General features: G+C 57.5%; 25 protein-coding genes. 13 read left to right on the forward strand and 12 right to left on the reverse strand.

Going from position 1 to position 22,934, the window contains the following annotated elements; genetic code table 11:
• Window positions 1-144 precede the first annotated feature (144 nt).
• Window positions 145-756, forward strand: a complete 612-nt coding sequence (locus CFBP5473_RS03770; RefSeq protein WP_027676604.1) for an alpha/beta hydrolase — start codon at window positions 145-147, stop codon at window positions 754-756.
• Between the two features lie 251 nt (window positions 757-1,007).
• Here CFBP5473_RS03770 and mnmC2 read toward each other — a convergent pair whose 3' ends face one another.
• On the reverse strand, window positions 1,008-1,736 hold the full coding sequence (mnmC2, locus tag CFBP5473_RS03775) for a tRNA (5-methylaminomethyl-2-thiouridine)(34)-methyltransferase MnmC2 (RefSeq protein WP_027676605.1): 729 nt from the start codon (window positions 1,734-1,736) through the stop codon (window positions 1,008-1,010).
• On the opposite strand from mnmC2, the gene CFBP5473_RS03780 reads away from it, so the two are divergent.
• The 11 genes from CFBP5473_RS03780 to CFBP5473_RS03830 all read left to right on the forward strand — a co-directional run bounded on the left by CFBP5473_RS03780 (window position 1,735) and on the right by CFBP5473_RS03830 (window position 8,228).
• Window positions 1,735-2,928: an NAD(P)/FAD-dependent oxidoreductase gene (locus tag CFBP5473_RS03780; RefSeq protein WP_027676606.1), complete on the forward strand. Its 1,194-nt coding sequence runs from the start codon at window positions 1,735-1,737 to the stop codon at window positions 2,926-2,928. The genes mnmC2 and CFBP5473_RS03780 overlap by 2 nt on opposite strands.
• 106 nt (window positions 2,929-3,034) lie before the next feature.
• The gene (locus CFBP5473_RS03785) at window positions 3,035-3,742 is read left to right on the forward strand and encodes a DUF1045 domain-containing protein (RefSeq protein WP_027676607.1); all 708 of its coding nucleotides are present in this window, start codon (window positions 3,035-3,037) and stop codon (window positions 3,740-3,742) included.
• A gap of 78 nt (window positions 3,743-3,820) precedes the next feature.
• Window positions 3,821-4,744, forward strand: a complete 924-nt coding sequence (puuE, locus tag CFBP5473_RS03790) for an allantoinase PuuE (RefSeq protein ID WP_027676608.1) — start codon at window positions 3,821-3,823, stop codon at window positions 4,742-4,744.
• Window positions 4,741-5,244, forward strand: coding sequence for a 2-oxo-4-hydroxy-4-carboxy-5-ureidoimidazoline decarboxylase (gene uraD / locus CFBP5473_RS03795; protein ID WP_027676609.1), 504 nt, complete (start codon window positions 4,741-4,743; stop codon window positions 5,242-5,244). The genes puuE and uraD overlap by 4 nt, the downstream gene beginning before the upstream one ends.
• Window positions 5,245-5,305: 61 nt before the next feature.
• Window positions 5,306-5,599 carry a nucleotidyltransferase family protein gene (locus CFBP5473_RS03800; RefSeq protein WP_027676610.1) on the forward strand — a complete coding sequence of 98 codons (294 nt, stop codon included), beginning with the start codon at window positions 5,306-5,308 and terminating at the stop codon, window positions 5,597-5,599.
• Entirely contained in the window at window positions 5,596-5,958 is a 363-nt protein-coding gene (locus tag CFBP5473_RS03805; protein ID WP_027676611.1) for a HepT-like ribonuclease domain-containing protein, read from the forward strand. Before CFBP5473_RS03800 ends, CFBP5473_RS03805 begins: the two co-directional genes overlap by 4 nt.
• Window positions 5,959-5,974: 16 nt before the next feature.
• A complete protein-coding gene (locus tag CFBP5473_RS03810) occupies window positions 5,975-6,475 on the forward strand; it encodes an ureidoglycolate lyase (RefSeq protein WP_027676612.1) in 501 nt (166 codons plus the stop codon).
• The gene (gene uraH, locus CFBP5473_RS03815) at window positions 6,472-6,828 is read left to right on the forward strand and encodes a hydroxyisourate hydrolase (RefSeq protein ID WP_027676613.1); all 357 of its coding nucleotides are present in this window, start codon (window positions 6,472-6,474) and stop codon (window positions 6,826-6,828) included. Before CFBP5473_RS03810 ends, uraH begins: the two co-directional genes overlap by 4 nt.
• A 5-nt stretch (window positions 6,829-6,833) precedes the next feature.
• Window positions 6,834-7,574 carry a metallophosphoesterase family protein gene (locus CFBP5473_RS03820; protein WP_027676614.1) on the forward strand — a complete coding sequence of 247 codons (741 nt, stop codon included), beginning with the start codon at window positions 6,834-6,836 and terminating at the stop codon, window positions 7,572-7,574.
• Between the two features lie 57 nt (window positions 7,575-7,631).
• Window positions 7,632-7,883: a type II toxin-antitoxin system Phd/YefM family antitoxin gene (locus CFBP5473_RS03825; protein WP_027676615.1), complete on the forward strand. Its 252-nt coding sequence runs from the start codon at window positions 7,632-7,634 to the stop codon at window positions 7,881-7,883.
• Between the two features lie 51 nt (window positions 7,884-7,934).
• Window positions 7,935-8,228 carry a Txe/YoeB family addiction module toxin gene (locus tag CFBP5473_RS03830; protein ID WP_272949271.1) on the forward strand — a complete coding sequence of 98 codons (294 nt, stop codon included), beginning with the start codon at window positions 7,935-7,937 and terminating at the stop codon, window positions 8,226-8,228.
• A gap of 11 nt (window positions 8,229-8,239) precedes the next feature.
• On the opposite strand, the gene CFBP5473_RS03835 is transcribed toward CFBP5473_RS03830, so the two are convergent.
• From CFBP5473_RS03835 to gcvA, 6 genes are all read right to left on the reverse strand, one after another.
• Window positions 8,240-9,508, reverse strand: a complete 1,269-nt coding sequence (locus CFBP5473_RS03835) for a D-alanyl-D-alanine carboxypeptidase family protein (protein WP_027676617.1) — start codon at window positions 9,506-9,508, stop codon at window positions 8,240-8,242.
• A gap of 430 nt (window positions 9,509-9,938) precedes the next feature.
• Window positions 9,939-11,081, reverse strand: coding sequence for an alpha-hydroxy acid oxidase (locus tag CFBP5473_RS03840; protein ID WP_027676618.1), 1,143 nt, complete (start codon window positions 11,079-11,081; stop codon window positions 9,939-9,941).
• A gap of 186 nt (window positions 11,082-11,267) precedes the next feature.
• Window positions 11,268-13,220: a methyl-accepting chemotaxis protein gene (locus CFBP5473_RS03845; protein ID WP_027676619.1), complete on the reverse strand. Its 1,953-nt coding sequence runs from the start codon at window positions 13,218-13,220 to the stop codon at window positions 11,268-11,270.
• 329 nt (window positions 13,221-13,549) lie between these two features.
• Window positions 13,550-14,857: a guanine deaminase gene (guaD, locus tag CFBP5473_RS03850; protein WP_027676620.1), complete on the reverse strand. Its 1,308-nt coding sequence runs from the start codon at window positions 14,855-14,857 to the stop codon at window positions 13,550-13,552.
• Window positions 14,854-16,101: a urate hydroxylase PuuD gene (gene puuD, locus CFBP5473_RS03855; protein WP_027676621.1), complete on the reverse strand. Its 1,248-nt coding sequence runs from the start codon at window positions 16,099-16,101 to the stop codon at window positions 14,854-14,856. Before puuD ends, guaD begins: the two co-directional genes overlap by 4 nt.
• A 114-nt stretch (window positions 16,102-16,215) precedes the next feature.
• A complete protein-coding gene (gcvA, locus tag CFBP5473_RS03860; protein ID WP_027676622.1) occupies window positions 16,216-17,109 on the reverse strand; it encodes a transcriptional regulator GcvA in 894 nt (297 codons plus the stop codon).
• A gap of 104 nt (window positions 17,110-17,213) precedes the next feature.
• Here gcvA and CFBP5473_RS03865 point away from each other — a divergent pair, with 104 nt between their 5' ends.
• Window positions 17,214-17,444, forward strand: coding sequence for a hypothetical protein (locus CFBP5473_RS03865; protein ID WP_027676623.1), 231 nt, complete (start codon window positions 17,214-17,216; stop codon window positions 17,442-17,444).
• Between the two features lie 14 nt (window positions 17,445-17,458).
• Here the strand turns inward: CFBP5473_RS03865 and CFBP5473_RS03870 are convergent, their stop codons facing one another.
• From CFBP5473_RS03870 to xdhA, 5 genes are all read right to left on the reverse strand, one after another.
• Entirely contained in the window at window positions 17,459-17,755 is a 297-nt protein-coding gene (locus CFBP5473_RS03870; RefSeq protein WP_027676624.1) for an addiction module antidote protein, read from the reverse strand.
• A 1-nt stretch (window position 17,756) separates the two neighbouring features.
• The gene (locus CFBP5473_RS03875; protein ID WP_328703239.1) at window positions 17,757-18,074 is read right to left on the reverse strand and encodes a type II toxin-antitoxin system RelE/ParE family toxin; all 318 of its coding nucleotides are present in this window, start codon (window positions 18,072-18,074) and stop codon (window positions 17,757-17,759) included.
• Between the two features lie 17 nt (window positions 18,075-18,091).
• A complete protein-coding gene (gene xdhC / locus CFBP5473_RS03880; RefSeq protein ID WP_027676626.1) occupies window positions 18,092-18,919 on the reverse strand; it encodes a xanthine dehydrogenase accessory protein XdhC in 828 nt (275 codons plus the stop codon).
• A gap of 9 nt (window positions 18,920-18,928) precedes the next feature.
• The gene (gene xdhB, locus CFBP5473_RS03885) at window positions 18,929-21,268 is read right to left on the reverse strand and encodes a xanthine dehydrogenase molybdopterin binding subunit (protein ID WP_027676627.1); all 2,340 of its coding nucleotides are present in this window, start codon (window positions 21,266-21,268) and stop codon (window positions 18,929-18,931) included.
• A 186-nt stretch (window positions 21,269-21,454) separates the two neighbouring features.
• Window positions 21,455-22,921, reverse strand: a complete 1,467-nt coding sequence (gene xdhA, locus CFBP5473_RS03895; protein WP_027676628.1) for a xanthine dehydrogenase small subunit — start codon at window positions 22,919-22,921, stop codon at window positions 21,455-21,457.
• Window positions 22,922-22,934: the final 13 nt, after the last annotated feature.

Genomic DNA, 22,934 nt, shown 5'->3' on the forward strand with positions numbered 1-22,934 from the left:
CACGAAACCCGCGCGCTGGCAGCGATCTGCTGCCAGCTTTAGGGCTAAAGCACGATGTCTAGATTCAAAGAGCTGGAGCGTCCTTTGTGTGTCCTTGAAGGACGCACGGCGCTCTAATGATCCGTGCGCTTTCAGGAGCATTTCATGAGTAAGGATAATTACGTTCACAAGCTGCGCGAGGGTGCGCCGGGCCAGCCGATATTCTTCGTCTTCCACGGGACGGGTGGCGACGAGAACCAGTTCTTCGATTTCGCTTCCCGGCTTCTGCCGAACTCCACAGTCATCTCGCCGCGTGGCGATGTATCGGAATTCGGCGCTGCTCGCTTCTTCCGCCGCAAGGCTGAAGGCCTGTACGATATGGACGATCTGGCCCGCGCCACTGACAAGATGGCAGCCTTCGTTACCGCCAACCGCGACTTCTACGAGGCGGGCCTGGTCATCGGCCTCGGCTTCTCCAATGGCGCCAATATTCTGGCCAATGTGCTGGTTGAGTCTCCCGAACTTTTCGATGCCTCGGTCCTGATGCACCCGCTCATCCCCTTCGAACCCAAGCCCGCACCGGCTCCTGCATCACGCCGCGTGCTCGTGACGGCGGGCGAGCACGATCCGATCTGCCCGGTGCCGCTGACGAATTCGCTTGCGGAATATCTCAAGGCGCAGGGTGGGGAGGTGAAGGTGGAGTGGCATTCCGGTGGGCATGAGATACGGTCGAACGAGATCGAGGCGGTTCGGACGTTTTTGACGCCGTATATGTGAGGTCGATGCAAGCTTTGGAATTACAGGTTTGGTGGCGACCGGTCAGGTGAGATGCCGCATCTCGTATGGCTGGTCGCTGCACGGGCGTCATGTGGACTCAAGTCAGGCTATAAGAGCTCGTCGTTCGCGAAGTGACGGCTCTTATATGCACGCGGTTTCGAGGCCCCCAGCAACAAGAAAATCGCGATATTAGCGCAAGCCAAGTCGTAGATTTCTTAGGTGATGGTTTCGCCAAAGCGTGACCATAGTCATCACGCGCTTTGCTTCACCCCACAAAGCATTTCCCGTTTCCCCGCAAACCCAGGCCTTCTCTCAACAGTAAAACCAGCCGCACCCAAGTTGCGCCGCACGAAACCGGCCGCTGCAAATGTCGCGAAGGTGCCGCCGGGAGCGGTTTTCTCGAAAACTGCGGACATGATATCGAGCGACCACATGTCAGGGTTCTTGGAGGGCGCGAAGCCATCGAGATACCAGGCATCGAAGGTATCCGTGCTCTCGACGATCCCCTTGATGGCATCTCCGCAAAAGACAGTCAGGCGGGTTTGCTCATCCAGAGTGATGTCGATCCAGCCTTCTGGGTCCGAAGGCCATTCTGCGACGAAGGCCTTGCGCTCGGCGTCCAGTTCCGGCCAGTGTGAAAGCGCGCGGTCCAACTCGCTCGCGCTCATCGGGTAAAGTTCGAAGGACACGAAATGCAGTTGCCCACCTGTGGGTCTCGACAGCTTCCATTGCCGCCATGTCTCGCACAGATTGAGCGCCGTGCCGAAGCCAAGCTCTCCGATGCGGAAGGTTTCCTTCGCCGCTTTCCAGCGCTCCGGCAGGCCGTTGCCGGACAGCGAAACATGTTCGCATTCCTGCCGCCCATCCTTCTGACAATAAAAATGGTCGCCAAAGGCTAACGAATAGGGCATATCGCCCTCTCGCCAATCCAGCATATTTGAGCCGGCGCGTGCCGGTTTTGCGTCATCGGGATGTGTCATGGTCAATGCCGATAGTCTTCCCGCTGAGCAAGGTCAATCACCTTTGCCATCGTCCGTATCGCTGCTCATCATCGGCGGCGGTATCATGGGGCTTTGGGCTGCCGTGAAGGCAGAGCGGCTGGGGATCGATACGCTTCTGGTTGACGCCGATCATGTCGGCAGCGGCGCAAGCGGCGGGCTGCTCGGCGCGCTGATGCCGCATATGCCGGATCGGTGGTCGGACAAGAAGCAGTTTCAGTTCGACGCGCTGTTGAGCCTCGAAGACGAGATTACCCGGCTGGAGGCAGAAACCGGACTATCTGCCGGATACCGCCGCTGCGGTCGTATCATTCCGCTGCCGAAGCCGCATCTACGCCCCATTGCCGAGCGGCATAATCAGGAGGCCGCAGTGAACTGGGAGCAGCAGGGACGCCGCTTCCATTGGCATGTTCTGGATGCGCCTCCGGTGACGAACTGGGTGAGTGACGTAGCCGGAGAGGCCGGTTTCGTGCACGATACTTTCGCCGCCAAGGTTTCGCCTCGCGCACTGGTGGCTGCATTGTCTCACACGCTGAAGTCAGCGAAGCACGTTCGTGTTCTTGAAGGTTGCGGCGTGGCCTCGCTGGATGCTCACGGCGTCGCGCATCTCGCAAATGGTAACAGTGTTTCTTTCGGTCATGCCATCGTCTCCGCTGGCCATGGCTCGTTCCCGCTGCTGGCAAACGCGCTGCGCGTTTCTGCTGAACGCCCGCTTGGGCTGGGTGTAAAAGGCCAGGCGGCCTTGCTGAGGGCCGAGATCGATCCGGCCATGCCGGTCGTCTTCCTCAATGGTCTCTACGTCGTGCCGCATGAGGATGGCACGGTTGCCATTGGCAGCACCAGCGAGGAAGAGTTTGCTGAGCCATTCACAACCGACGCTAAACTGGAGGCGTTGATCGAGCAGGCGAGGGCCATCGTACCAGCACTTGCCCAGGCCGAGGTGGTGGAACTCTGGGCCGGTTTGAGGCCGAAGGCGATCGGGCGCGATCCCATGGTCGGCGCGCTTGCACAGCATCCGCGGATCGTGGTGCTCACCGGTGGTTTCAAGGTCAGTTTCGGTCTCGCGCATCGTCTTGCGGATGCGGCTTTATGCGCTGTGCAGGGCAGGGAGATGGATGTGCCTGCGAGCTTTACTGTGGAAGATCACATTCGCGTTCTTGACCGAAATAATTGATTCGCAAGTATTTCCCGTCGTTAATCTGTCACGCAAATCACCTATTCGCTGTCCGTATGTTTTATGGATAGCTTAAATCCCATTAGTAGGGGCGAGGTGACGACGCATGCGGTACGCCATTCATTATACGCCTTCCCCCAACGACCCGATGACGCATGCCGCGTCCGCCTGGCTTGGACGGGATGTCTATTCCGGGCAAAGCGTAGAGCCGCCCGCGCTGGTTGGGCTCGGCATGCAGGAGATTTCCTATCACACCGCATTGCCCCGCCGTTATGGTTTCCATGGACCGATCAAAGCGCCTTTCCGTCTGGCTGAAGGTGCAACGGAATCTTCTCTGCTGCGAGACCTGATGCGCTTTGCCGGTACGCATCAGCCTTTCACGCTGCCGCCGCTGGAAATCGCCAAGCTCGGCAATATTTACGGTCTCGTACCCTCCTGGCCGTCCGAGGTGCTGAATTTCCTCGCCGCCAGCATCGTGCAGGAATTCGATCGCTACCGCGCCCCGCTTTCGGATGCGGATATCGAACGTGCGGACCCGGATCGTCTTTCAGCAACGCAACTCACCAACCTGCATCGCTGGGGCCATCCTTATGTCATGGATGAATTCCGGTTCCAGATGGTACTGACCGGCGGTGTCGTGCCGGTGGAATGCCCTCGCGTGGAACGCGCGGTGCGCAGTGTTTTTCAGCCTGTGCTGGAGCGTCAGTTGGAGTTTTCCAACCTCGCTCTCTTCGTGGAAGAGGAGCCCGGCGCGCCGTTCCGCGTGCATTCTCTGCACCCGATGGGTCGAGTTTCTGCACGAAAAATCGCCTGACTGGAAATCGCCTAGAAATTGACCTCGACTTTCCGTTCCGCGATGCTACCGTTCACGAAAATTCGTGAAGGTGATTTGATGATTTCCGCTGACTATCCCCGCAATCTCATTGGCTATGGCCGCAACGCGCCGGACCCGAAATGGCCTGGCGGCGCGCGCATCGCCGTGCAATTCGTCATCAATTACGAAGAGGGCGGGGAAAGCTGCATTCTGGATATGGACAAGGCATCCGAGTCGCTCCTGTCCGAGATCGTCGGCGCCCAGCCTTGGCCGGGCCAGCGCAACCTCAATATGGAATCCATCTATGAATATGGCTCCCGCGCCGGTTTCTGGCGTCTGTGGCGCATGTTCACGTCGCTTGGCGTGACGACGACCGTTTATGGCGTGACCTCGGCCATGGCGCGCAATCCGGAAGCCGTTGCGGCGATGAAGGAAGCCGGATGGGAAATCGCCAGCCACGGCTATCGCTGGCTGGAATATAAGGATTTCTCCGAAGAGGAAGAGCGTAACCACATTCTTGAAGCCGTCCGTCTTCACACGGAACTGACAGGCGAGCGCCCCTACGGCATGTATCAGGGCAAGCCCTCCGATCACACGCTGAAACTGGTGATGGAGGAAGGCGGCTTCCTCTATTCCTCCGATTCCTATGCGGATGATCTGCCTTACTGGGTAAAGGGCGTGAAGGATGAACCGTTCCTCATCATCCCCTACACACTCGAAACCAACGACATGCGCTTTGCGACGCCGCAGGGTTTCAATTCCGGCGACCAGTTCTTCACCTATCTGAAGGACGCCTTCGACGTGCTCTATCAGGAGGGAGCTGGAGGCGCGCCGAAGATGATGAGCATCGGCCTCCACTGCCGCCTCGTGGGGCGCCCGGGCCGCGCTGCGGCACTGCGCCGTTTCATCGAATATGTGCTCGGCCACGAAAAGGTCTGGATACCTCAGCGCATCGAAATCGCCCGCCACTGGCATGAACATCACAAGCCGGAGGCAGTATGAGCGCGCGCGCAGATTTCATAGAGAAATTCGGTGGCGTATTCGAACACTCGCCGTTTATCGCTGAGAGAGCTTACGACGCTGGCATGGTGTTCGTACCGATGACCGCGAAGAGCCTGCATACGGCGCTGACCTTGATGTTTCGTCAGGCAACATATGACGAGCGGCTAGGCGTTTTGCGCGCCCATCCCGATCTTGCCGGAAAACTCGCTATTGCAGGCGAACTGACGGATGATAGCCGCAAGGAGCAGGCCGGTGCTGGCTTGGACCGGCTTTCGCCGGAAGAACATGCGCGCTTCACGGAGCTGAACACGGCTTACGTCGAAAAAAACGGCTTCCCCTTCATCATCGCCGTGAAGGGGCTGAACAAAGACGATATCCTGCAGGCATTCGAGCAGCGAATTCATAATGATGCCGAACAGGAATTCGCGACTGCCACGGAACAGGTGGAGAAGATCGCGTTGCTGCGGTTGATGGCGTTGTTGCCGGAAGGTGGCGTGTGATGCAGTGGCTTTGCACGATGGCGCTGACGATTTATAGTCTCATTCTTAAAAGGTGAGAAAGATGAGACCATCGGAAGTTTTAGAAAAGAACCGTGAGGCGATCCGTGAAGCGACCAAACGCTTCAAAGCGGCGAACCCGCGCGTCTTCGGTTCCGTTGCGCGGGGCGAGGATCGGCCAGACAGCGACCTGGATATTCTGGTGGATGCTTTACCGGGCACTACGCTTTTGGATCTTGGCGGATTGCTCGAAGAACTTTCCGACATCATGAAAGGGACAGATATCCATCTGCTTACGCCCGGAGATTTTCCTGAGCGCGTTCGTGTCCGCGTCCTTCAGGAAGCCAGGCCCATATGAGTACTGAAAGGCTACGCGTCTACATCGATGAGATGACGCAGGTCGCCGCCGAAACCGTGCAATTTGTTCATGGCATGACAAAGGATGATTTCCTCAAGGACATCGTGCGACAGCGCGCAGTCGGCATGAACCTGCTCATGATTGGTGAGACGGTGGTGCACCTTCTCGATGAATATCCAGAGTTTGCCGCAGATTTCTCCGACATTCCGTGGAAGCAAATTCGGGGCATGAGAAACAGAATTGCCCACGGTTACATGACCATCAATCTGGACACTGTGTGGGACACAACGCAACACGCCATCCCAGAGTTGTTGGAAAAACTGACGCTCCTTGGCAACTGGCGTGCTCAAGGTGAGTAAACCCAAGGTCATTGCATTGAGTGAATTTCTTGAAATCCGTCCCCTCACGCGGGAGGCTTTCGCCCCGTTTGGCGATGTCATCGAGCCTGAGCCCTCATCCATACGCCTCATCAATGGCGGCAATACCGAGCGGTATCATGCTCTGGGTGAGGCGGATGTGGTGGGGGAGGGGTCGCGTGTCGTGCTCAATATATTTCGTGGAAAGCCCCGGCAGTTCCCTTACGCCGTCGATATGATGGAGCGGCACCCGTTGGGCAGTCAGAGTTTCTCGCCGCTCTCACCGCGACCGTTTCTCGTGGTGGTTTCACCGGATGAGGGCGGCAAGCCGGGCAGGCCGAACGTGTTTCTTGCGCGTGATGGACAGGGCGTGAATTACCATCGCAATGTCTGGCACCACCCGCTCATGACCATCGGCGAGACGAGCGATTTTCTCGTGGTGGACCGGGATGGGCCGGGCGTCAATCTCGAAGAGTATTTCTACGATCAACCCTTTCTCATTGCGGAGCCAACCCTATGACCGGCCTTACGACACATGTTCTCGATGCCGCACACGGTACGCCTGCTGAAGGGCTGAAGATCGATCTTTACCGCCTGAATGGCGAGGGTCGCGAGAAGCTGAAGACGGTGGAAACCAACAGCGATGGCCGCGTCGATGGCGGGCCGCTGCTCGTCGGCGATGAATTCCGCAAAGGCCAGTATGAGCTGCTCTTTCACGCGGGGGATTACCTGCGGCAGAAAGGGCTGGTGCTGCCAGAGCCTGCCTTCCTCGACATCATCCCCATTCGCTTCGGCATCGCCGATGAGGCAGGGCATTACCATGTGCCGCTGCTGCTTTCGCCTTTTAGCTACTCCACCTATCGCGGAAGCTAACGCGCATGATCTTCGCTGCAATATCCGACATTCACGGAAACTACGCCGCGCTTGAGGCGGTTCTTGCCGATATCAAAAAGCTTGGCATCGAAGATATCGTCAATCTCGGAGATTGTTTCAGTGGCCCGCTCGATGCCGGGCGCACGGTGCGGCTGTTGATTGATGCGGGCATTCCCGGCATTCGCGGAAACCACGACCGGGCATTGGTCGAGCAGTCTTTCGATGAGATGGGGCCTTGGGAAAAGATCGTCTATCCGCAGCTTTCTCCATCCGATTTGGAGTGGCTGAAGGCCCTGCCATTCGACATGGTTTTCAAGGATGTGGCCTATTGCTGTCACGGCTCACCGGCTGGCGATCTCGATTACTGGCTGGAGCGTCTGCTGCCGGAAGGCGTGCTGCATCTTCGTGCGCGGAGTGAAATCGAGGCGCTAGCGAGCGAGATCAAACAGCCCTTGATGCTGTGCGGCCACACGCATATTGCCCGAACGGTTCAACTGCCGGACGGTCGGCTTATCGTCAATCCCGGCAGCGTCGGCTGCCCCGGCTGGAAGGATGAGGAACCATTCTATCATCAGGTAGAAGCTGGTCACTCGCTTGCTTCTTATGCGGTTCTCGAAGAAACCGCGTATGGCTGGCAGGTGACACATCGCCAAATCCCTTACGATGCCGCACCTATGGCCGAACTTGCCCGCCGCAACGGCATGGCCCGTGTGGCCAACGCCATCGCAAGCGGCTGGCTGGATTGACGGCTTGTCTCGGATTTAGAGTTGTACTATATATTGTACAAATCTAGGAGTATGCCAATGCGTACTGTAATGTTCTCGACTGCAAGAAGTGAGCTTTCCACGCTGCTCGATCAGGTCTCGCACGACCGCGTTGCAGTGGAAATCGTTCGCAGAGACAAGCCCTCAGCCATCCTCATCGATAAGAACGAATATGAGGGATTGATGGAGACGCTTCATCTATATTCTTCCCCCGCCAACATCGGTCGTTTGATGGAAGCGATGGATGAGATGGATAAAGGCGACTATCAACAGTCGGATCTCATCGATTGATCCTTCAACCTGCCGCGCATGAGTGCGGATTCCACTTCGGGGAATGCGCTCATGCCGCATGGTGAAAAAAGCTCCGAGATATTGCTCAGCTGGACGTCCAAGGGCTGGGAAGATTACCTATATTGGCAGCAGGCGGACAAAAAAGTTCTCGTCCGAATTAATGAGCTGATCCGGGATGCCTTACGGCACCCGTTCGAGGGTATAGGAAAGCCAGAGCCCTTACGTTTCAACCTCAAAGGACTCTGGTCCCGTCGTATCACGCAAGAGCACCGACTTATTTATGCAATTCGGGATGAGGGCGATGGCAGAACGCTCGTTGTGCTCCAATGTCGCTATCACTATTGACGCTTATCTTACTACCCGTTGCTGGACATCACCACGCAGGAATAGGACTGCGCCTTCAAATCCTTGCAGGCGGAGAGGGCATCTGCCTGGGTGTCGAAGCCGGTGAAGCGGGCGCGGTAGAGCGTGGCGTTGCCGGTGCGCACGGCTTCTGTGTAGGGCGCAAGGCCCGAATAGCCGGATGACAGGGATGATTTTGCTGATTTGAGGAGAGAGAGGGCGGCGGCTTCGGAATCGGCTGCTGCGATCTGTACTTCCCAGGCGCTGCGGGTGCCTGTCGCCACTGGCCGCACGGCGGATGTCTGCATCATATCCGCCATCACACCATTTGCCGCCGCGATCTGCTTGGCCACCGGGTCACGGCGTTCTGCGAACATGGGAAGCGGCACGGTGGAAGGTGAAACATCGAAGGTACGGCTGGTGTTGGCGCTTGCGATCAACTGTTCGCTGTTGCGGGTTCTCGATGCCTTTGGCAGCGTACGGTCCAGAAGCGTAACCACCTGATTGTCGCGGCGGGCAGCGCTTCTGCCACCCAGAACGACAGCCACGACGCTGCGGCCACTGTGGTTGACGGCGCTGACGATGTTGAAGCCGGAAGCATTTGTATAGCCCGTCTTGATGCCATCCACGCCCTGATAGCGCGTCAGCAGCCGGTTATGGCCACGGATCGTCTTGCCGCGAAATTTGAACGAGGTGGTGTTGAACATCTTGTATTCGCGCGGAAAATCCCGTTGAAGCGCAAGGCCGAGCTTTGCCATGTCACGCGCCGTGGTCACCTGCGATTTGTTGGGCAGGCCGGAGGCGTTGCGGAACACTGTTTTGCTCATGCCCAACTGGCGCGCCTTGCGGGTCATCATCTCCGCAAACTTGGCCTCGGAGCCGCCCAGATGGTCGCCCATGCCTTCTGCGAGATCGTTGGCGGATTTGACGATCATGCCATAGACGGCTTCGCGCACGGTAAACGTCGTTCCGGCCTTCACAAAGAGCTTGGAAGGGATAGTCGCTGCACCGTTCTTGGACATGGTGATACGCTGATCCCAGCTGATGCGGCCTTTGTGCAGCGCCTCGAAGGTCAGGTAGAGGGTCATCATCTTGGTCAGTGATGCGGGATATTTGATGTCATCCGCATTTTGGGAGTCCAGCACCTTGCCCGTATTCGCATCGATGACGATATGCGCATAGCGCGCCTGCGCTGGCGCTGCCCCCAATGAGACGATCGCGCAGAAAAACGCCAAAGCGAAAACCCACGCTCCAGCCGCTCCCCGTCTGATCTTGACCGACATGAATTTCCCCTTGTGTGTATGAGCCGCCCGAGGCCTTGCAACCTAATGATACTTTCAGGCAACAAAACCGCTAAAACTTTAAAGACTGCCTTCATGCTTAATTAAGTATGAAAATCGACCCCCACTGGTGGCGGGTCAGATTTGGGGCTTGGCGGGGATTTGGGTCAGTAGAGCGGCTCGCCTTGGAAGGCTGGAAAGCGCCGCATCGGCTCGCCGTACATCTTGGCTGATTGAAGCTGAAGTGCCGCGTTTGCGCGGTTCTCGCTTCGAAATCTGGGCGTTTCAACAGCTATTCGTGTCAGCGTTCGGGCCGCTTGTGAGCGCTGAAATAATGCATTCCGCAAAAGGTTAACGCGCCAAAATTTATCGTCTGAACTCACGCCATTGTGAGGACGAAGTTCAGCCATAATGGCGCGATTATCCGCTCAGATCAGCTGTTCGGCACCAGAATGCTTCGGTCGATATCGGTAATAAGGCGCTTGCCGCAAAGTGCCATGGTGATGTCCATTTCCTTGCGGATGATCTCAAGCGCCGTCGTCACACCCAGCTTGCCGTTTGCGCCAAGACCGTAAAGGAAGGGCCGACCGATATAGGTGCCCTTGGCGCCCAGCGCGACTGCCTTGAGAACATCCTGACCGGAACGAATGCCGCCATCCATGTGGATTTCGATCCTGTCACCCACGGCATCGACGATTTTCGGCAGCATGGAAATGGAAGACAGCGCGCCATCCAGCTGACGCCCGCCGTGGTTGGAAACGATGATGGCGTCAGCGCCCGTATCGGCTGCCGCTCTGGCATCTTCCTCATCCAGAATACCCTTCAGGATAAGCTTGCCGCCCCAGCGTTCCTTGATCCATTCAACGTCTTTCCAGGAAAGACGTGGATCGAACTGTTCCGCCGTCCATGAGGAAAGGGAGGAAAGATCGGACACATTCTTGGCGTGACCGACGATATTGCCAAAGCTGCGGCGCTTGGTTTGCAGCATATCGAGGCACCATTTGGGGCGCGTCGCCATCTGCCAGATGTGCTTCGGCGTGAATTTCGGCGGCGCCGAGAGGCCGTTGCGAAGATCCTTGTGGCGCTGGCCGAGAATTTGCAGATCGAGCGTCAACACCAGTGCGGAGCATTTCGCCGCCCTGGCGCGGTCGATCAGATTGTTGATGAAGTCGCGGTCCTTCATCACATAAAGCTGGAACCAGAAGGGACGCGAGGTGACGGATGCGACATCTTCGATGGAGCAGATGCTCATGGTGGAAAGCGTGAAAGGCACGCCGAATTCTTCCGCCGCCTTCGCCGCCAGCATTTCACCATCGGCATGCTGCATGCCAGTGAGGCCAGTGGGGGAAAGCGCAACCGGCATCGAAACCTTCTCGCCGATCATCTCGGTTTCAAGCGAACGGTTGGTCATATCCACCAGCACACGCTGGCGCAGCTTTATCTTCTGAAAATCATCCTCATTGGCGCGGTAGGTGCCCTCGGTCCACGCACCGCTATCGGCATAGTCGAAGAACATCTTCGGCACACGACGCTGCGCTTGCTTCTTCAAGTCCGCGATGGTGAGGATTTTGCTCATGGATAAAGCCTTCAAATCTGAATGATGATTGGCAATAGCATGTATCCGGTTTCGAGTGGTATCGGAAATTCGTCATATACGGATGGAGAAGGGAGATATTTTGAGCCATCCGGCTGGCGTTTTGATGAAACGCAACAAGGGCGACCAGAGGCCGCCCTTTTCTGTAAGTGCTAGAGCTTTTCAGGCTCAAAACTCTTCCCAAGTGTCCTGCGCAACAGCCGCTGCTGCGGAGCCGCCGCCGAAGGCGCTGGCGATTTTGCGGCCCAGGGCGCGTGCGGGCGATGCCGCAGGCCTTGAGGCGCTGGAAGCTGCCTTGGGTGCAGAGGCTGCGGGCATGGCACGGTGCGTGCCATCGCCGAGGTTGAAGCGGGAAAGCAGCTGGTTGAGCGATGCCGCTTCCTTGGCAAGGCTGTGGCTGGCGGCGGTGGATTGCTCCACCATCGCTGCGTTCTGCTGCGTGCCCTGGTCCATCGTGTTGACGGCGGTGTTGATTTCCTGAAGGCCGACCGACTGTTCGCGCGAGGATTCGACAATCGCGTTGACGTGGCGGTTGATTTCCTGAACTTCGCCGACGATGACTTCCAGCGCTTTGCCGGTTTCACCAACGAGATTGACGCCGGAACGAACATGCTCGCCGGAGGTGGTGATCAGTTCCTTGATTTCCTTGGCGGCCTTGGCGGAACGCTGCGCCAGTTCGCGCACTTCCTGCGCGACAACTGCAAAGCCCTTGCCCGCCTCACCGGCACGTGCCGCTTCGACACCGGCATTCAGCGCCAGCAGGTTGGTCTGGAACGCAATCTCATCGATAACGCTGATGATGTTGTTGATTTCGCCAGAAGAACGCTCGATTTCATGCATTGCGGTCACGGCCTGACGCACGACATCGCCCGACTTTTCCGCGCCCTGACGCGCCTTGGCAACCAGATGGCCGACTTCTTCCGCACGCGCGCTGCTATCTTTCACGGTCGTCGTGATTTCTTCCAGCGCCGCAGCCGTTTCTTCAACCGAAGCTGCCTGCTGTTCGGTGCGCTTGGAAAGATCATCTGCGGCAGAGCGAATTTCATTGGCACCGGCATCGATACCACGGGCATTCTGACCCACGGCACGAAGCGCGTCATTCAGGTTGGAAACGGAGCTGTTGAAGTTGGCGCGCAGCGTATCGAGATGCGCAACGAATGGCGTGTCGATGCGGTAGGCGACATCGCCTTCCGCCAGACGGTCGAGGCCCTTTGCCAGATTATCGACAGCAAACTGGGTGTTTTCCGCGTCCCTGGCTTTCTGCACTTCCCGCTCTGCGCGCTCCTTTTCGGAGAGGCTGCGGTTTGCTTCGGCTTCCTTTTCCAGGCGAATTGTTTCGAGCGCGTTGGTGCGGAATACGGCGACAGCCTTTGCCATGCCGCCGACCTCATCTCCACGATCCTGCCCGTCGACAGCAGCATTGGTCTCGCCGTTGGCAAGCGAAATCATCCGCTCACGAAGCCTGGCGATTGGGGTGGTGATACCCTTGGCTGCGACGACGAGAGAGGTGATGATGCCGACAGCGAAAATCAGGCATATGATCGACAGCGACCACTTGATCGTGCTGCTGGTTTGATATGTCAGTTCATCTCTTTTCTTGGATACATCATCGCTGATCTTGTTCAAGAAGTTGGCAGTTTCAGTTGTCAGCGGAAGTATGAGGGCATCGGCCTTCGCCAACGCTGCTCTGGCTTGCTCGTCCTGATCGGCCTGGCCGTATTGAACGCCTTGATCCAGCAGTGAAATGACATCCTTGGACTTGACCAACAGAGCGTCGATGGCTGCGGCCTCTTGCGGCATCAGTGCTTTTACCCGGTCGAAACGGCGCAGAAGCGAGGCCTTGCTGTCATTATAGAAATCGAGCGCGGTCTTTATCGCCGTGCCTTGCGCTGGATAGGTCAATACCTGGTATGCCCCATAAGCACTGGCGGTAAGATTGCGGTTTGCGCGCGCCATTTCGACAGTCGCGACGTTTTCATGTGAGATGAAATCGGAATAACTTGTGTCGGTCTGGCTATAACGGTTTGCAATGAACCCAGTTGCGCCGAGGCCGGCAATGCAGAGCGGTAGTATCAGAGAAAGTATCTTTGTGCGAATGCTCGCATTTGAAAGAAACGACATTTTTCCTCACGGTTCGAAATTGCGAACTCGAAGCAGCAAAGCTATCGCAAGCAAGGATGTTGCTGCATTGGATTCGGCGGAGCTGAAATAAATTAACAGATATACCGCGCCGTCATGGCGCTTATTAATTCCTGTCGGTTTTCACGGATAGATAGTTATAGTTTAAATATAATTAAAATGATCTTTTAGGCGATCTTTATGTGATATCGGTATTGCTCTCAACCTGCAGTGAGTATTTCGTTACTTGAGGCCAACAGGTGTGCGATTGCGCATTTACTTATAATTGCGCGTCGACATGTTTCTGAAGGCCAAGAGAAGGTGCAAACCGGCTAAATTATGCTCTTTGCAGGTTTGCCGGAGATATAGGTCTCAACAACCGTGCGGTCATCACCCATGGTCAACATCAGGAAAAGTTCTTCCGTCAGGCTGTTCACCACTTCCATTTTAAGCGCCATGGCGGGCGTGGAAGATGCGTTGAGAACGGTGATATCCGCGTCGGTGCCGGCATCCAGCGTGCCGATACGGTCCACCATGGACAGCGCTTCTGCATTGCCCCGTGTCATCAGATACCAGCTTTCCAGCGGGTTCAGACGTTCGCCAAGAAGCTGCTGAATCTTGTAGGCCTCGTCCATCGTCCGCAGCATGGAATAGCTGGAGCCGCCGCCAATATCTGTCGCAACTGCAATGCGCACGGGCTTTTCGCGTCTCTGGAGCTTCTTCATAGGGAAAAGGCCGGAGCCGATGAAGAGGTTGGAGGTGGGGCAATGCACGGCAACCGCACCGGTTTCGGACAGCACGTCCGCTTCACGATCCGACAGGTGGATGGCGTGCCCCAGCAGCGTCTTTTTACCCATCAGGCCGTAGCGCACATAAATATCGGTGTAATCGATGGCTTCGGGATAAAGTTCGCAAGTGTATTTGATCTCATCCAGGTTTTCCGACAGATGCGTCTGGATGAAGAGATCGGGGAATTCCTGCGCGAGCGCCTGCGCCGCTTCCATCTGCTTCGGCGTCGAAGTAATCGCGAAGCGCGGCGTGATGGCCACGTGGTTGCGGCCTTTGCCGTGCCAGTCGGCAATCACCTGACGCGTTTCGTCGTAGCCCAGTTCCGGTGTGTCCAGCAGGCCTTGCGGGGCGTTGCGGTCCATCATCACCTTGCCGCCCACCATCAGCATGTTCCGCTTCATGGCTTCTGCAAAGAAAGCGTCGGCGGAGGTCTTGTGCACCGAGCAATAGGCGACAGCCGTGGTGGTGCCGTGGCGGATCAATTCGTCATAGAAATGCGTGGCGATACGCTGTGCATGGGCGCTTTCAACGAAGCGGCATTCCTCGGGGAACGTGTAGGTATTCAGCCATTCCAGAAGATTGGCGGCGTATGAACCGATGACCTGCATCTGCGGGAAATGCAGGTGCATATCGATAAGGCCGGGCACGATGAGGTGAGGGCGATGGTCCTTTTCCTCGGTGCCTTCGGGCGCCTGCGCCTTGATGTCGGCATAGTCACCGATTGCTGCGATCTTGCCCTCGGAGATCAGTAGGCCGCCATCTTCGATAAAAAGATAGCTTGCCGTGTCATCGATGGAGAGGGGTGCGCGGTTGAAACTCAAAAGGCGTCCGCGCAGCAGCAGCATGCTCATTCTGTCTTTCCTTGGGAAACGGCGCTCTCATACCATGCGGTCAGCACCTTGCGTTCCTGCGGCGTTATCGCCGTGATGTTGCCGGGGGGCATGGCATGGGAACGTCCCGCCTGTAAATAGATTTCCCGCGCATGGGCGGCAATTTCCGCATCCGTCTCCAGCTTCACAGATTTCGGCGTGAAGGGAACGCCCTCCCAGACCGGCTCTGCCGCATGGCACATGGAACAGCGGCTCTGTACCACATCGCGGGCGCTGGCGAAGTGCGCATCGCCCGCAAACATCTGCTGCGATGGCGAAAGCTTGGCAGCCTGCGCCTGCTCTTCACCCGTCAGCACCTTCGGCACGGTGGAAAGCCACATGATGACGATGAAGATGATCGCCGTCAGCAGCCAGGTCCATGTTGGCTTGCCCTTACGGGCATGGGTGGTGTTGAACCAGTGGCGGATCGTGACGCCCATGAGGAACACGAGGGCGGCGATGATCCAGTTGAACTGCGTGCCGAAGGCCAGAGGATAATGGTTCGACAGCATGAAGAAGATGACCGGCAGCGTCAGGTAGTTATTGTGCAGCGAGCGCTGCTTGGCGATGCGCCCATATTTCGGGTCCGGCGTGCGCCCCGCAATCAGGTCCGCGACGACGATCTTCTGGTTGGGAATGATGATCATGAAAACGTTGGCCGACATGATCGTCGCGGTAAATGCGCCCAGATGCAGGAAGGCGGCACGTCCCGTAAACACCTGCGTATAACCCCACGCCATCGCCACCAGCGCGATATAAAGCACGGCCATCAGGCCCCAGGTATTGTTGCCGATAGGGGATTTGCACAACAGATCGTAAAATACCCAGCCGATGGCAAGCGAACCGAGCGAAAGACAGATGGCCTGAAACTGCGTCAGTTCCAGCACGGAATGGTCGATCAGAAACAGGTCCGCGCCGCCATAATAGACGATGCAGAGCATGGCGAAGCCGGAGAGCCATGTGGCGTAGCTTTCCCATTTGAACCATGTCAGATGTTCCGGCATCTGCGCAGGCGCAACCAGATATTTCTGGATGTGATAAAACCCGCCGCCGTGAACCTGCCACTCTTCGCCATAGGCACCCACCGGCAGATGATCGCGTTTGACGAGACCCAGATCCAGCGCGATGAAGTAGAAGGATGAGCCGATCCAGGCAATGGCGGTGATTACGTGCAGCCAGCGAACGGCAAAAGCCATCCATTCCCACGCAATGGCATATTCGTACATTCTGTTCCCCTGACGTTGCACCGCACATTGCGCAAATTTGTTACGTTAGAAAAGAGGAAACCTTGGCTGTGCGCAGGATTGTCACAAGCCATTCAGGCGAAGTGGCGCTTGTCATCAGGGCTCGGCGGGAAACTCCTCAAGCATCCACTCTCGAAATGCCTTGATCTTCGGAATATTGCGGCGGCTTTCTTGATAGACGAGCCAGTAATCCCGGCCATCATTGCAAACCAGATCGAAGGGCTGCACGAGCCGGCCAGCTGCGAAATCTTCGGCAAAATGCGCGGGGTTGATGATGGCGACGCCGTGCCCCGCCATCGCCGCCTGCGCTTCAAGATTCTGGAAGCCGAAGCTGCTGCCGGTGCGCTCTTTCAACTCCGAAGCATCCACGCCCGCTTCCGTGAACCAGTGGCTCCACCAAGCATCGTTCGGGCTGATAATGGTCAGTTTCAGAAGATCGGCGGGGGTTTTTAGTTCGCCCACCTTTTCGAGCAAAAGAGGGCTCATGACGGGCGCAAAATCCAGCCTCATGATGCGGTGACCGATCAGCCCCGGCCACTCTCCCGTGCCCCAGCGGATGCCGATATCGACATTGTCACGATTGAAATCCACGATGTCGTTCGACAGCGCCAGATGCACCGCAATCTTCGGATGTCTGGCCTGAAACACCCCAAGCCTTCGCGCCAGCCACTGTTGCGCAAATGTGGGTGTGGGGGACACGATGAGGACCTCCGACGTCTGCGTGCGTGCCTCCGCAACGGCAGTTTCCAGAATTGAAAACGCCGCATTGGCCTGCTGCGCCAAGCGCTCCCCCGTAGAGGTGAGTGAAACCTGCCGGGGTTTGCGTGTGAACAGGGACGTGCCAACGAACTCCTCCAGCAGCTTGATCTGGTAGCTGACCGCCGTCTGCGTCATACCCAATTCATCGCCAGCCTTGGTGAAGCTGAGGTGACGTGCAGCGCTTTCGAACACCCGCATGGCATTGAGCGGAAAATTCCGCGACATTTTCATGGATAAGTTCTCTTCATTTATGTCGGCAGACGTTTCATTGGTTATGCCAGATAAAATAAGGCATTCTTCCTTCATAGCATTAAAAGAGCTTAGGAGAAACGAAGATGGGTGCAGTCGCCTTGAGCGCCTGGCTACGCCTTTTCGCGTGGCTATGGGACGTGGACTGGTTTTCGAAGGCTGGAAGCCAGGCGGATGAGATTCTGGAGGATGACCTGAACGATCACGTCAAACGCGACCTCGGCATCATGGATGGCCGAGACCGGATCGGGCCGGAAAACGTGCGCCAAACCGATGAACTGAGAGAAGCACTTCTGCGGCAACCAAGGCCGCTATGACGGCAGTGTGAGTGTTACGCGGCTCTTTCTTCAGGGGCGACCGAAAGACGTAAGCCTAACGCCTTCATCACTCCGATGAGGGTCGAAAGCTTGGGGTCGCCCTTTTCACTGAGCGACTTATAAAGCGCTTCCCGGGTAATGCCCGCTTGCTTGGCGACCTGGCTCATGCCTTTGGCTTTCGCGATGTTGCCGAGGGCCATGGCAATGACCTTCGGATCGCCATCCTCGAACGAGGCTTCCAGATAGGCGATCACGGCTTCATTGCCATTGAGGTAATCGCTCGTATCCCAATCGGTCACTTCTACTTTCATCTCAAACCTCGGCTGCAATCTTGATGGCGCGTTCGATGTCTCTCGTCTGAGATCCCTTGTCTCCACCGCACAGCAGAATAACTATCTCGTTTTGCCTTCGCGTGAAATAAACCCGGTAGCCCGGCCCGTAATCGATCCGCATTTCGCCAATGCCATCGAAAAATTTCACGTCGCCGAGAAGTCCCAGCGAAAGACGGTCAATACGAACCTGAATCCTTGCTTGCGCTCTTTTATCTCGCAGGGACGTAAACCAGTCCGAGAAGATATTCGTTTTCCGAATTCTGATCATAATATGCGCAGTCGTTTCAATGGATGTCAATATTTGTAATGTTTAGATTACAGATTTTGTTCTGATAAAGTATTCTCAGTAGCATATTTGTGGATCGCACACAGTACCTCGGCTGCCACCAAGGCCGCTATGACGGCGGGGCGTTTGTCTTTGACGAGGTTGCCGCCGATGGGCAGGGTCAGGTGTTCGAGAGTGGTCGTTCCGCCTTCGCGGGAAAGCCAGTTGGCGAAAGTCGCACGCTTGGTTTTGGAGCCGATCATGCCGACGTAAGACAGGTCGTCTCTCGCCAGCGCTTCCTTTGCGATCAGGAAATCCAGCGCGTGGTCGTGGGTGACGATGATGGCGGCACCGCCGGGGGGAATGTCTTTCACCATCGCTTCCGGCATGGCCGTGAGGTGCGCCGCAACGCCTTCGGGCAATCCGTTCAGTTCCGCACGGCGCGTTTCAATGACCGAGATGGAGAGCGGCAAGAGCGAGAGGGCCTGCGCCAAGGCCTTGCCGACATGCCCGGCACCGAAAATGAAGATTGACGGGCGATGTTCCTCAGCCTGCTTCAGCCGCGCCGAAAGAGCATCCGCCATAGCCCGCGTCACCTTGGTAAAGCGCAACAAGGTCCGCCCGCCGCAGCACTGGCCGATCTCAGGGCCGAGCGGAATGTCTAGCGTCTCGATGCTCGTCTTGCCTTCCAGCATGGCGCGGGCATGATCGATTGCCATGTACTCGAACTGCCCACCGCCGATGGTTTCCCAAAGGCCAGTGCCGGACACCAGCATGAAGGTCCCGGCCTCTCTCGGCGACGAGCCTTTTACCGCCTCGATCTCGACGAGCACCGCAGGGCCACTATCGGCGAGGAAGGAAGCCAGCGTCTTCGGCATCGGCTTGCCTCACACCTTCTTCAACCGCTCTACAGCCATCAGCACGCGTTCCGGCGTGGCTGGTGCATCCAGACGGGGGCAGACCTTGTAGTCGGCGACGGAGGCGATGGCCATGGACAGGGCTTCCAGAACCGAGATGGCGAGCATGAAGGGGGGTTCGCCGACGGCTTTGGAGCGGCCAATCGTCGGTTCGGCGTTTTCGGCCCATTCCGCCAGCTTCACATTGAAGATTTTCGGGCGGTCGGAGGCCAGTGGAATTTTGTAGGTGGAGGGCGCGTGGGTTCGCAGCCGCCCCTTGGCGTCCCACCACAGTTCTTCCGTCGTCAGCCAGCCCATGCCCTGCACGAATCCGCCTTCGATCTGGCCGATATCGATGGCCGGGTTCAGCGATTTGCCGACATCGTGGAGAATATCGGTGCGCTCCATCATATATTCGCCGGTCAGCGTATCGATGGTGACTTCGGAGCAGGACGCGCCATAGGCGAAGTAATAAAACGGCGTGCCGCGCCCGGCGGCGCGATCCCAATGGATTTTCGGGGTTTTGTAAAAGCCTGCGGCGGAAAGCTGGACGCGGGCGAAATAGGCCTGACGGATCAGGTCGTTGAAGCTGATTTCCTCACCGCCGATGCGAATGCGGTTGGGCAGGAAAACGATGTCGTCTTCGGTCACATTCCATTTTTCAGCGACAAATTTGATCAGCCGTTCCTTGATCTGGCGGGCCGCATCAAGTGCCGCCATGCCGTTGAGATCGGTTCCGGAAGAGGCAGCGGTGGCAGAGGTGTTCGGTACCTTGCCCGTGGTCGTGGCGGTGATTTTCACCCGGCTGATATCGACCTGAAACGTATCGGCAATGACCTGCGCGACCTTGGTGTAAAGGCCCTGACCCATTTCCGTGCCACCATGGTTCAGGTGAATGGAGCCGTCATTATAGACATGCACCAGCGCACCTGCCTGATTGAACGCGGTCATGGTGAAGGAGATGCCGAATTTCACCGGCGTCAGCGCAATGCCTTTGCGCAAAATCGGGCTTGTGCGGTTGAATTCGATGATGGCTTGCCGCCGCGCCTGATAATCGCTGGAGGCTTCCAGTTCCTCCACCACGCGGGCGATGATGTTGTCTTCCACTTCCTGATGATAAGGCGTGGTGGTGCGGCCCGAGCCGGTCTCTCCGTAGAAATTCAGCTTGCGGACGTCTAGCGGGTCCTTGCCCACGGCATAGGCGATTTCCTCGATGAAGCGTTCCGCACCCAGCATGCCCTGCGGGCCACCGAAACCACGGAAAGCCGTGTTGGAAACGGTATGCGTTTTCAGTGGCTTAGAGGCCAGCTTTACATGCGGATAGAAATAGCTGGAATCGGCATGGAACAACGCACGATCCGTCACCGGGCCAGAAAGGTCAGAAGAGAAGCCGCAGCGCGCCGCGTAAGTCGCGTCCACCGCATGGATGCGGCCTTCCTCATCGAAGCCGACTTCGTAATCGACCTTGAAATCGTGCCGCTTGCCGGTGGCTACCATGTCCTCATCGCGGTCGGGACGGATTTTGACGGCGCGCTTCAGCCTCTTTGCGGCGATGGCGCAGAGCGCTGCAAACTGGTTGCCCTGCGTTTCCTTGCCACCAAAGCCGCCGCCCATGCGGCGCACCATGACGGTGACGGCGTTGGAAGGAATTTCAAGAATATGGCTAACGATGTGCTGGATTTCGCTTGGGTGCTGGGTGGAGCTCCACACCGTCACCTCGTCGTCTTCGCCCGGCACTGCCATGGCGATATGGCCTTCGAGGTAGAAATGCTCCTGTCCGCCAATGCGCATCGAGCCGGTCAGGCGGCGCGGGGCGACGTCCATTTCGACTTCGGCGTCCCCACGTTGCAGCACCATGCCGGGTGTCACCAGCGGCTCGCCGTTTTCCAGCGAGGTGTCGATATCGGTGAAGTGGGGCAAATCCTTGTAAGTGATCTTTGCCCTGCGCGCAGCATGCCGCGCAATATCGCGGGTCTCGGCAAAGACGGCGAAGATTGGCTGGCCGTGAAACTCCACCAGCTTTTCCGCCAGCAACGGCTCGTCATGGCGACCGCCCGAGGATACGTCGTTTTCGCCGGGAACGTCTTTGCCGGTCATCACCCATAGCACGCCGGGCGTTGCTTCCACATCAGCCAAATCCATAGAGAGGATTTCGGCATGGGCGCGGTCGGAAAGGCCGAGAGCGCCGTGGATCAGGCCTGCAGGCTCGGGAATGTCATCGATATATTCGGCGCTTCCGGTGACGTGCTTATGCGCTGAATCATGGCGAAGCGAGTCATGCATCTTGCCATCGACTTCGGTTTTCTGACGGTCGAATGTGGTGGTGTCCATTTCAGTTCTCTCCTCCGTTTCGGAGGGTGGATATAGTTTCTACGCCCTCATTCCTGTGCCTGTCACAGGAATCCAGTACGGCCAAGTCTTTGGACGCAGAAGAGTTATTCACGGCGCAGACGCGCCGTGGCTGGATTCCTGTGACAAGCACAGGAATGAGGGAGGAGTGGGAATGTGCGCCAGCCATCATGCCACCTCCTCGAAACGCTTGATTTCCTGCGGCTTCCCCGAAGTCTCCAGAAAGAACCGCGTCAACAGGTTCTTCGCCGTCAGCATTCGGTATTCGGCAGTCGCGCGCCAGTCGGTCAGCGGCTGGAAATCCGTGTCGATGGTGTCACGCGCAGCATCGATTGTCTCTTGAGTCCAAGCCTCGCCCCGCAGTGCATCCTCCAGAGCCGTCGCCCGCTTCGGCGTTCCCGCCATGCCGCCAAAGGCGATGCGGATGTCCTCTACGGTGCCGTCAGCTGCGAGGGTTAGATGATAGGCCGCGCAGAGAGCGGAAATATCCTCATCCCGGCGCTTGGAAATCTTGTAGATGGCGAAGTGGGTGTCCGGCTTTGGCAGCGGCACCTCGATCTTCTCAACGAACTCGCCGGAAAAGCGGTCCTGCTTGCCATATTCGATGAAGAATTTTTCAAGCGGCAGAGAGCGGCTGCCGGAGGCGGAACGTAGCGTCAGCGTCGCGCCAAGCGCGATTAGCGGCGGTGGAGTATCGCCAATGGGGGAGCCATTGGCGATGTTGCCGCCGATGGTGCCCATGTTGCGCACCTGCTGGCCGCCGAGGCGGTCGATCAGCCGCCCGAAGGCCGGAATATGCTTTGCGAGCGTCCCGAAGGCCTGGCTGTAAGTCACGCCAGCACCGATGGAAATCGCTTCATCCGTCACCGAGATCGATTGCAACTCGCTGAGGTGATTGATGAAGATGACCGTGTTCAGCGCCCGCATCTGCTTCGTCACCCACAGGCCGACATCGGTCGAACCGGCAACGATGGTCGCCTTCGGCTCAGCGGCATAGGCGGCTGCGAATTCCGAAAGACCCGCCGGAATGATGGTCCGACAGTCATCTTTGATAACAGTAATCGTCTCGTTCAGCGGAATGGCCCAGAGGCGGGACATGATGCTGGCGCGGTCGCGCTCTATTGGGTCGAACAGCGTGCTGGGCCGGGCCGCAGTCACGCTTTCCGCTGCCTTGATGATCGGCTCGTAGCCCGTGCAGCGACAGAGATTGCCTTGCAGCGCCTTCTCGATTGCCGCGCGGGATGGCTTTTCAGTGGAAAGCCACAGGCCATAAAGCGACATGACGAAGCCCGGCGTACAGAAGCCGCATTGCGAGCCGTGAAAATCCACCATGGCCTGCTGCACCGGGTGAAGCGCGCCATCCTTGCCCGCCAGATGCTCCACCGTCACAATATGCGTGCCGTGCAGCGAACCGAGAAAACGAATGCAGGCATTGACAGTTTCATACCGCAGCGAGCCCTCGAAGAGACGCCCGACAAGCACCGTGCATGCGCCGCAATCGCCCTCGGCGCAGCCTTCCTTGGTTCCTGTCAGTCTCTTTCGCAGCCTCAGATAATCGAGCAGCGTCTCCGTTGGGCCGAAGTCCTTCAGAATGACGGTCTCGTCATTGAGGATGAAGCTGATTGCGTCTTTCATGCACTGCCTACAT

It is taken from the genome of Agrobacterium larrymoorei, from assembly GCF_005145045.1.
Classification (GTDB): domain Bacteria; phylum Pseudomonadota; class Alphaproteobacteria; order Rhizobiales; family Rhizobiaceae; genus Agrobacterium; species Agrobacterium larrymoorei.